The sequence below is a fragment of the Aliiglaciecola sp. genome (genome assembly GCF_039982535.1).
GTDB lineage: Bacteria > Pseudomonadota > Gammaproteobacteria > Enterobacterales > Alteromonadaceae > Aliiglaciecola.
On the sequence record NZ_JBDWYG010000082.1, the window covers coordinates 82769 to 93071 of the forward strand.

At 41.6% G+C, this 10303-nt stretch carries 8 protein-coding genes; 4 read left to right on the plus strand and 4 right to left on the minus strand.

Annotated features, from left to right (window positions below):
• The first annotated feature begins 250 nt into the window (after positions 1-250).
• Positions 251-1786, plus strand: coding sequence for a methyl-accepting chemotaxis protein (locus ABJV04_RS21290; RefSeq protein ID WP_348493802.1), 1536 nt, complete (start codon positions 251-253; stop codon positions 1784-1786).
• Positions 1787-1873: 87 nt separating this feature from the next.
• Here the strand turns inward: ABJV04_RS21290 and ABJV04_RS21295 are convergent, their stop codons facing one another.
• Positions 1874-3958, minus strand: coding sequence for a M13 family metallopeptidase (locus ABJV04_RS21295; protein ID WP_348493804.1), 2085 nt, complete (start codon positions 3956-3958; stop codon positions 1874-1876).
• Positions 3959-4952: 994 nt separating this feature from the next.
• Between ABJV04_RS21295 and ABJV04_RS21300 the strand changes: the two genes are divergently transcribed.
• Positions 4953-5123 (plus strand): hypothetical protein, encoded by a 171-nt coding sequence (locus ABJV04_RS21300; RefSeq protein WP_348493805.1) that lies wholly within the window; start codon positions 4953-4955, stop codon positions 5121-5123.
• Positions 5095-6375, plus strand: a complete 1281-nt coding sequence (locus ABJV04_RS21305; protein WP_348493807.1) for a sigma-70 family RNA polymerase sigma factor — start codon at positions 5095-5097, stop codon at positions 6373-6375. Before ABJV04_RS21300 ends, ABJV04_RS21305 begins: the two co-directional genes overlap by 29 nt.
• A gap of 137 nt (positions 6376-6512) precedes the next feature.
• Here ABJV04_RS21305 and ABJV04_RS21310 read toward each other — a convergent pair whose 3' ends face one another.
• The 3 genes from ABJV04_RS21310 to ABJV04_RS21320 all read right to left on the minus strand — a co-directional run bounded on the left by ABJV04_RS21310 (position 6513) and on the right by ABJV04_RS21320 (position 8275).
• Positions 6513-6863: a YciI family protein gene (locus ABJV04_RS21310; RefSeq protein WP_348493809.1), complete on the minus strand. Its 351-nt coding sequence runs from the start codon at positions 6861-6863 to the stop codon at positions 6513-6515.
• 141 nt (positions 6864-7004) lie between these two features.
• Positions 7005-7739 (minus strand): UDP-2,3-diacylglucosamine diphosphatase, encoded by a 735-nt coding sequence (lpxH, locus tag ABJV04_RS21315; protein WP_348493811.1) that lies wholly within the window; start codon positions 7737-7739, stop codon positions 7005-7007.
• Positions 7740-7780: 41 nt separating this feature from the next.
• On the minus strand, positions 7781-8275 hold the full coding sequence (locus ABJV04_RS21320) for a peptidylprolyl isomerase (RefSeq protein ID WP_348493812.1): 495 nt from the start codon (positions 8273-8275) through the stop codon (positions 7781-7783).
• 201 nt (positions 8276-8476) lie between these two features.
• On the opposite strand from ABJV04_RS21320, the gene cysS reads away from it, so the two are divergent.
• Positions 8477-9853 carry a cysteine--tRNA ligase gene (cysS, locus tag ABJV04_RS21325; RefSeq protein ID WP_348493813.1) on the plus strand — a complete coding sequence of 459 codons (1377 nt, stop codon included), beginning with the start codon at positions 8477-8479 and terminating at the stop codon, positions 9851-9853.
• Positions 9854-10303 lie beyond the last annotated feature (450 nt).

The window sequence follows — 10303 nt, forward strand, 5'->3', positions numbered from 1 at the left end:
ATTACCTTCAAACTTAATAATAAAAAGACAAGCAACGGCTTGTCTTTTTTTTTGAGCTAAACCGTCTACTATTAGTGTTATAAATTTTGTCACTTTAGCCGATAACGCTAAAGAGAGTATTTACGGTTGTATCGGTAAAATAAATTTGCAAATACAGTGAGCTATGAGTAAAACTATTTTATAATTATAAATGTTATGTATTTCAACACCTTAAAGTGTTGCCGGTCATGGATTAAATGGAGAAGGATTAATGGGTAAACGTAACCAAAATATTGTCGACCAAGAGGTTACTTTTGGAGTAGATGAAGAATTAGTCTCCGTTACAGACCTTCGAGGTGTGGTTACTTATTCAAATGACAAATTCTGTGAGGTCGCAGGGTTTACTAGGGAAGAGTTAGTCGGTAAAAATCACAATATTGTGCGTCACCCTGAAATGCCAAAAGCTGCATTTGCTGATATGTGGACTAAATTAAAAGCCAAACAACCTTGGCGTGGAGCCGTGAAAAATCGTTGCCAAGATGGGCGCTTCTATTGGGTTGATGCCTATGTTACTCCAGTCTATGAAAACGGCGACTTAAAGGGCTTCCAATCCGTTCGTCGATTTTTGCAACCTGAATATCGAAAACGCGCTGAAGCTTTATACGCCAAATTAAACAAAGGTGAAAAGGCAGAAAGCAAGTGGGCGTTAAATTGGGGATTTAAACATGCTTTGTTTTTGATATTAGGGGGAGTTATTTTAGGTTTAACCATGTTTATGCCTTACTTCGCGGTATTGTTATTAGCATTACCTTACCTAGTCTTCAAAAATGAAATGTTAAATTTACCTGGTTACCTTAAAAAGTCCCAACAAGATTATGACAGTGTTTCTCGATTTGTTTTTTCTGGTACTGGCATTGTTAGCGTTGCAGATTTTCCAGCAAAAATGCATCAGGGGGCAATTCGAACGATTATTGGCCGAGTAATAGACAGTTCATCATCCCTCTATAATGTGGTTGTAGAGCTTAAATCTGCTGCGGAAAGGGCTACAGATGGCGTAGAAAAAGAAACCGCAGAGGTTCATCAAGTCTCCGCAGCAATTGAACAAATGGGGGTGTCCATTAGTGAAGTTGCAAATAATATTAATTTGACCTCGCAAAAAATTGAAAGTGCCAACCACGGTTGTGAAAACGCCACTAAAGCCATGACTGAAACTATGCAAAAAGTATCTAACTTGGCGGAAGATGTAGAAAGTTCAGCCAACGCTTCTGAACAATTGGCTGAAGAAGCGAAAAGTATCGGTAATGTTATGAGTGAAATACAGGGCATCGCTGATCAAACTAATTTGCTGGCGTTAAATGCGGCAATAGAAGCTGCAAGGGCAGGTGAGCATGGACGAGGCTTCGCTGTTGTGGCCGATGAAGTTCGAGCACTGTCGAGCCGAACTCATTCTGCCACAGAGCAAATTCAAAGCTCGATAAACGAAATTCAGTCAACCTTGCTACAGTGGGCAAAATCCATGAATGAAGGTAAAGATGCGGCGATTGAATGCGTTGCTGATACTAGACAATCTAGAGAGCTTATCGAAGGTGTTTATCAGCAGATATCCGAGATTTCGGGTTTGGCATTTCAAATATCAACTGCGGCAGAAGAGCAGAGACTTGTATCCCAGGATGTTAGTGACAGTATTTTAAGTGTAAGTAACATTTCCCAAGAAAATTTAGAGCAGGTTAACTTTGTGAAACAAGCTTCAAATGATATTAATACCAAAGCGAAAGTACTAGCATCGCTAGGCTTAACATTTGGATAGGACTAGGTTTGTAAAACTTAGGTTGTTAAGCAAGTTAAGGGAAAAAACAGCAAGCACCTAAACTAGGGCTTGCTGTCTATCAGTTTACTACCAGATACGTACCCGTTCTTCTGGTGCTAAATAAAGCGCATCACCAGGTTGAACGTTAAAGGCTTTGTACCAAGCATCATGGTTGCGTGGCGCAACCGTTCTATAACGAGCTGGTGCATGGGGATCAGATTTCAGCTGGGTCATCAGACTTTCTTCGGTGCGTTTCTCACGCCAAACTTGAGCCCAAGCTAAAAAGAATCGTTGATCACCGGTTACACCATCAATCACAGGTGCTTCTTTACCATTTAGGCTTAGTTTATACGCATGGTACGCCATGGCTAAACCACCAACATCACCAATATTTTCACCTAATGTAAGCTGGCCATTAACGTGGCTGTCTTTTATCGGCTCATAACCATCGTATTGAGCTACTAGGGCATCTGTACGCGCTTGAAACGCCGCTTTATCTTCATCTGTCCACCAGTTACGCTGAATCCCATTTTCATCAGACTTAGCCCCTTGATCGTCAAAGCCATGGCCCATTTCATGGCCAATAACCGCACCGATACCGCCATAATTAACCGCGGGATCTGCATTCGGATCGAAAAACGGCGGTTGTAAAATGGCAGCAGGGAACACAATTTCATTAAATGAACTATTGTAATAGGCGTTTACGCGTTGCGGAGACATACCCCAGCGTTCGCGGTCGGTCTTTTCAAGCTCTTTAGCGACGCTATCATCTCTAAAGAATTTACGAATTCTGAGAACGTTTCCAAGTAGATCATCGCCTTTAATTTCTAATCCATCAAAACTTTGCCATTCATCTGGATAACCGATTTTAGGACGAAAAGAAGCTAACTTAGCGTGAGCATTTTTCTTAGTTTCATTTCCCATCCACTCCAAGCTATCAATACGTTCGCCTAACGCTGTTCTGAGGTTCTCAACGAGTTCAGCCATTTGCGCTTTTGAACTTGCAGGGAAATGCTTCTCAACATAACTTTTACCGATGGCGAACCCAAGGGATTGTGTGCCTGACATTTGCGCTATTGCACGTTTCCAGCGAGGACGGGGTTCTTGTTGTCCGTTAAGTGTCTTACCATAAAATTCAAAGTTTGCATTGAATACTTCGTCAGACAAAAAGTCAGCTTGATTAGTGATCGTATGATAAGTCATATAATCTTTCCAAATTGACAACGGCTCATTGTTAACCAGCTTGATGACGTCTTTAATCGGTTCTGGTTGTGACATATTTAAATGCGGAACCTTATAACCTGTTTCAGCAAAATAGGTGTTCCAATCAAACCCTGGGTAATCGGTGGCTAGTTGCTCACGCTGAATTTGGTTTAGAGTCAGATCTCGGTCACGACGTTTTTCACGTGGCCATTGCACTTCTGCTATTTGTGTTTCTAAGGCTAAGATATTTTTCGCTTTTTCTGCTGCATTCTCAACCTTGGCAAAATTCAACATTTCTTCAATGTGGGCCACGTAGGCTTCACGTATTTTCACGAAACGTTCAGTATCTTCTAAATAATATGAACGGTCAGGCAAGCCTAATCCGCCAACACCTACAGACAATTGGTATTGATCTGGGTTCAAACGGTTAAACCACATTCCACCATAGATTGGACTAGCAGAACCATCTAACCAAGCACGACCAAACATGGCAGTAAGCTCAGTTACATCTGAAATATTGTTGATACTTTCTAGAACCGGTGAAATAGCAGAAATACCTTTCGCATTTGCCGTTTCAGTGTCCATATAGGATTGATAAAAGTTAGCAATTAACTGTTCTTCAGGTGTTAGTTCTTTGCCATCAGCGTTATTGGCGATTTCTTCGATAATGGTTTTAATTTGTTTTTCGCTGCGCTCAGCTAGTCTTGTAAACGCGCCATATCGCACTTTGTCGCTGGGAATAACAAAATTATCGTACCAAGTCCCGCCAGCGTAACGGAAGAAATCGTCACCGGGTTTTACTGATTCATCTCGTGCATCTAGTTCTATACCGAAGTTACCTAACTCAGCTTTTTTTGTTTGTGTTGTTGCTGTAACTTGTTCATTGTTGCTGCTTGTTTCTGTCGCTTTATTACATGCGCTCAGAACGAATACGCTAGCTATACTTACCGCTATAAGTGTTTTTTTCATATGTCCTCAATTTTTCGCTTTATGATGTCGACATCAAAATACAAAGCTAAATGAAATGCTTAATTCAGAGCCCATTGATTATTAGGTGGATTCTGAAATTGATAAAGCAAATTAATTAAAATTAACCGCCACACTCTACCTATAAACCGGCCTAAATTACATAGTTGTCAGACAAATGACACATTATTTAGGAGCAAAGCGCACAAAACCAACCTGTAGCCTGGCCCTCAGGCCATGAAACCAGAAGATTACCCAACCCTCGTAGCATGGCCTTTAGGCCATGGAAATATCGGATGAAATCAAAAAACGCAGGGGATAAATCCACCGCCTACATGATGGTCAAATTTGGCTATGGAAACAGGGGATAACCCACCCCTGTAGCCTGGCCTTTAGGCCATGAAAATACCAAGCGGCATCAACAAGCGAAGGGGATAAATCCCCCACCACAGGATGGTCAAACTTGGTCATGGAAACTGGGGATAACCCAACCCCTGTAGCCTGGCCTTTAGGCCATGAAAATCCCGAGCGGCATCAAAAAGCGCAGGGGATAAATCCCCCACCTACATGATGGTCAAACTTGGCCATGGAAACAGAAGATAATCCAACCCTCGTAGCCTGGCCTTTAGGCCATGAAAATGCCGAGCGGCATCAAAAAACGCAGGGGATAAATCCCCCATCTACATGATGGTCAAAATTGGCCATAGAAACAAAGGATAACCCAACCCCTCGTAGCATGGCCTTTAGGCCATGAAAATACCAAGCGGCATCAACAAGCGAAGGGGATAAATCCCCCAGCTACAGGATGGTCAAACTTGGCCATGGAAACAAAGGATAACCCAACCCCTGTAGCATGGCCTTTAGGCCATGGAATTATCGGATGAAACCAAAAAGCGCAGGGGATAAATCCCCCACCTACACGATGGTCAAACTTGGCCATGGAAACAAAGGATAATCCAACCCTTGTAGCATGGCCTTTAGGCCATGGAAATATCGGATGAAATCAAAAAACGCAGGGGATAAATCCCCCCAGTTACGGGCATGCTTTAAGCTGGAATATGTTGGGATACATTCTCAAATTACATTTTATGTCGATTTTGCGTACACTTTAGCCATGATCAAGGTAACGTTAATGAAACATGACAACCTGCGAACAGTTAGTCAGTGAACTTCAACGCACACAAAGCCCTCGTTTACTCGCTGTATTGGTGAGAATATTTGGTGTTCACAACTTTGATTTAGCCGAAGATGTTTTACAAGAAGCCTTTTTTAAAGCGTTATTACATTGGAAAACCAATGGAATACCGTCGAACCCACAAGCTTGGTTAATGCAAACTGCTAAAAACCAAGCCTTGGATTTTATTCGGCAGTCTCGAACACAACTTAATTATGCGCAAGATCTTACCTTGTTTTTAGAAAGTGAGTGGACGACGAATTCAACCTTAGATTCAGAGTTTACAGAGCATCGCATCAAAGATGATCAGCTACGTATGCTGTTTATGTGTTGCCATCAACATCTAAGCTCTGAAAATCGACTGCCATTTATGCTAAAACACTTGTGTGGATTGTCTATTTCAGCCATCTCTAATGCGCTTTTTATACCTGAGGCTACACTCAAAAAACGACTTTTACGATCACGAAAAAAACTGCACGATTATCAATTTACGCTGCCCAATGAAAATGAACTCCCGCATGCCTTAAATAATGTGCATACAGCCCTCTATCTCTTATTTAATGAAGGTTTTCATGCAAGTGCAAAGGAGATATTGGAAAAGGGAATTTTTTGTCGAGATGCAATGGGCTTAGTCGACTTACTGATTGATGAAAAAAGCGTTGCTAATCAGGATACATTCGCCCTTTTAGCATTGATGCATTTTCAAATGGCCAGGTTAGAGAGCAAAAATGATCAACATGGACAGCCAATACCAATTGACCTTCAAGATCGTTCTAATTGGAATAAAAGCTTAATATTTAAAGGCTCTGCGTTACTCGACTTGGCCAGTAAAATAACCGTTTTGGGAACGGGCCGATTTTATATTGAAGCACAAATAGCTCAGCAGCATTGTTTAGCAAATTCCTTTAGCCAAACGCCTTGGTCGCATATTTATCATTTATATCAATGTTTATTTGAATTAACAGCTTCACCAGTCACTCAGTTAAACCTAGCAGTTGCCCAAGGGTATAGTGGCGAGTTAGACCTAGCCATTAAGTTGGTGGGACAACTGTGTGAGGATCCGGTTTTCAAACATTCTCATTTACCTTTGGCCACATTAGCCCACCTTAATGCGATGCAAGGAAATGAAAAGCAAGCGTGGCGGTTAGCTGACCAAGCGACAGAAAAGGGCGGTGATAAACATGAGCACAAGATTATGCGAACACAAATACAGCGTTTACTCGTTACCTCAGTCAAACTAGATTGATGCTGCCTTGATGAAACACTCCGGCCCAATCTCCTTAGGTTTGAATATTCAAGGTAATTAGGCCAGGAGTTTACTAATTAGGCGTATAAATTATAGTTTAGCTTTGCAGCTAATGGCCCATTCTTAGTTGTAAATCTTTATTCTATTTGAGCAACTTCTCTAATTTCCACGGTGATGTCTGGATGTAGAAAAATGGGGCATTCTTTGGCTATTTCGATTGCTTCATCTATATTTTTGGTTCTGACAATACTATAGCCAGTTACCAATTCTTTTATTTCGGCCAAAGACACATCTGTGACGACGCCGTCTCCAGTTAAGCGTTTTCCCTCATAAATTAACGGTGAGCCGCCTGAGACGAGTTGTTTTCTTTCTTCGAGATTTGCCATCCATTGTCCCCACTGTTCCATAGCTTCTGCCATATCTTCAGGACTAGTGTTAGTCATCCAATCTTTGTCTCCACCACGATAAATCAGCATATAATCATTCATAACGTTTCCTTTTTTAAATAATGAGGTTTAACAGGATGACAATTAATTGCCCTCCATAACACTATGACGTTTGATGACTAATAATAGGAGACAATTAAATTAAAAAAACAAAAAATAGTGAGTAGCTGACTACATTTTTGTCTATTTTTCTAAATTTTGGCTTAACAAATCAATGGATTTAGACGTAATTTTGAGCATACTTCCTTGATCGTACCAATCGCCTAAAACGATACGAAGAGCGGGCTTATCATTTGCCACAAGCTGATGGATTGCTGGGCGGTGGGTGTGGCCATGAATCAATTGTTGAACGTTGAACTTTTGCATGTAGTTAACGACCTCTGATGAGGTGACATCCATAATTTCCATACTCAACTTTTGCTGATTTTTTTGGCTGGTTTTGCGTCCTTTTTCAGCGATTTTTCTGCGTACCCATAATGGCAGGGATAAAACCATTCTTGGCCACCACCAACCTCGGGCTTTTTTGCGAAACTTTTGATAGGCAAGATCTAATGTACAGAGTTCGTCACCGTGCATCAGTAGAGTGGGGGTGCCATAGAGGTCGATAACATGCTGCGGTGGCAAAATGGTCATGCCAGCGCGATTGGCAAATTTTTCTCGAATTAAGAAGTCACGATTTCCATGAATAAAAAAGATAGGGATACCGCTATCAGCTAATTGTTTGAATAAACTGGCTACATGTTCATTAAATTCGTTCCGATCGTCATCACCAATCCAATATTCAAACAAATCGCCCAACACATAAAGTGCATCTGCGCCTTTAGCCTGTCCAGCTAAAAATGTCGCCAAACACTGGGTAATGTCTGGACGTTGAGCACTGAGGTGTAAATCGGAAATAAAATAAGTATATGGCTGCATAAGACGATCAAAAAAGGCTGATAAAAATCAGCCTTTATTTTTTACTCCGTTATTTCAGCTTTTTGAATAACGACGTCTTCTACCGGCACATCATCGTGCATGCCGTGACGTGAGGTCTTCACACCTTTAATTTTGTTAACGATATCCATGCCTTCTACTACTTCACCAAACGCACAATATCCCCAACCGTCCATAGATTCACTGCGGAAGTTAAGGAAGCTATTGTCTTTAAGGTTAATAAAGAACTGAGCGGTTGCTGAGTGAGGATCATTGGTTCTTGCCATTGCAATAGTGCCAGTATTATTGGCAACGCCATTGTTGGCTTCGTTTTGAATGGCTTCGTTTGGAGTTTTTTGATCCATTCCAGGTTCAAATCCACCGCCTTGGATCATAAATCCATCTATGACACGATGAAAGATAGTGTTGTCGTAAAATCCATCTTTTACATAGCTTAAAAAGTTTTCAACCGTCTTAGGTGCTTTGTCTTCAAAAAGGTTAAGTACGATTACGCCATAGTTTGTATGTAGTTTTACCATCAAGGGTTCCTGTGGATAAAGTAATGATTTTAAAATTGTTCAAGCCAACAAGTGTATCGCAATCATTAAAATATTTCAGCTATTGCTGTCATATTGGATTAATAATTTGTGTGAATTTTTGCTAACACGCTGGTTTATGTCGTCTTGAGTCAGTGCTAGAATCCCGCAACTAAATTAAAGTAACCAATTGGAACTCATATAATGCAGCAAATATATAACACCCTCACTCGACAAAAAGAGACTTTTAAGCCGTTGGTGGCTGGAAAAGTGGGGTTGTATGTCTGTGGTATTACCGTATATGACGTTTGCCATATGGGACATGCTCGTACTTATCTAAGTTTTGACCTTATGGTGCGATACTTGCGCCACAAAGGTTATGAGGTGAATTATGTACGTAATATCACCGACGTAGATGACAAAATCATCCAAAGAGCCAATCAAAATGGCGAAACGCCCGCTCAATTGACACAGCGCACCATTGCATTAATGCATGAAGATTTTGCTGCGATTAACTTGCTAGAGCCTGATGTTGAGCCTCGTGTCACTACACACATGCCTGAAATTATCGATGTAATTGAAAGATTGATCGAAAAAGGCCATGCATACCAAGCCGCTAGCGGTGATGTATTGTTTGATGTCAGTACATATGAGCAATATGGCAAGTTGAGCCGACAAGATTTAGATCAGCTAAATGCCGGTGAGCGAGTAGAAGTATCTGCGGATAAAGCCGATCCTTTAGATTTTGTGCTTTGGAAAACCGTGAAGCCAGGTGAGCCCTCTTGGGAGTCTCCTTGGGGCCCAGGTCGTCCTGGATGGCATATAGAATGTTCAGCCATGAACAGTAAACATTTAGGTAAACACTTTGATATTCACGGTGGTGGTTCTGATTTGATCTTCCCTCATCATGAAAACGAAATCGCGCAATCCTGCTGTGCCTTTGATACACCTTATGTGAATTACTGGATGCATGCGGGCATGGTACAAGTTGACTCGGAAAAAATGTCAAAATCCCTCGGCAACTTTTTCACTTTGCGTGATGTATTAAAAGATTACGATGCTGAAACTTTGCGTTATTTCTTAATGTCTGCCCACTATCGTAGTCAGTTAAGTTATTCGGAAGACAACATTAAGCAGGCTAAATCTGCCTTAGAGCGCCTGTATACTGCTTTGCGAGATAGTCAGCCTAATCTGCAAGCCGATATTCACCAGGGTGATTATTTACAGCGCTTTGAAGCCGCAATGGATGATGACTTTAATACCCCTGAAGCTTTCGCAGTGATGTTTGATTTGGTTAAAGATATCAATAAAAGCAGTGGCCAAGAAAAATCATATTTGGCGGGGGTATTGCTAAAACTAGGGGATATCTTAGGCTTCTTACAAATGGATCCTACGGATTATTTGCAAGGCGGGGCAGCCCAAGGTGATGAAGCGTCCGTTATTGAAGGCTTAATTAAAGCCCGAAATGATGCAAGAGCCGAAAAAGATTGGGCGGCAGCCGACAAGGCTCGTGATGCATTAACCGCAATGGGCGTTGTGTTAGAAGACGGCGCCAACGGCACCACATGGCGAAAAATCTAACCTGTAGCCTGGCCTTTAGGCCATGGAACATCAAAAAGCGTAGGGGATAAATCAAACCTGTAGCATGGCCTTTAGGCCATGGGATATAAAAAAGCGTAGGGGATAAATCCCCCACCTACACGCCATGAAATACATTTAAATGCAAAGGGCATTAATCAAACCTGTAGCCTGGCCTTTAGGCCATGGGATATAAAAAAGCGTAGGGGATAAATCCCCTACCTACAGGCCATGAAATACCTTTAAATGCAAAGGGCATAAATCAAACCTGTAGCCTGGCCTTTAGGCCATGGAATTTAAAAAAGCGTAGGGGATAAATCCCCTACCTACAGGCCTTGAAATACCTTTAAATGCGCTGGGCATAAATCAAACCTGTAGCCTGGCCTTTAGGCCATGGAACATCAAAAAGCGTAGGGGATAAATCCCCTACCTACAATTTTGGGGGGGGGTGCG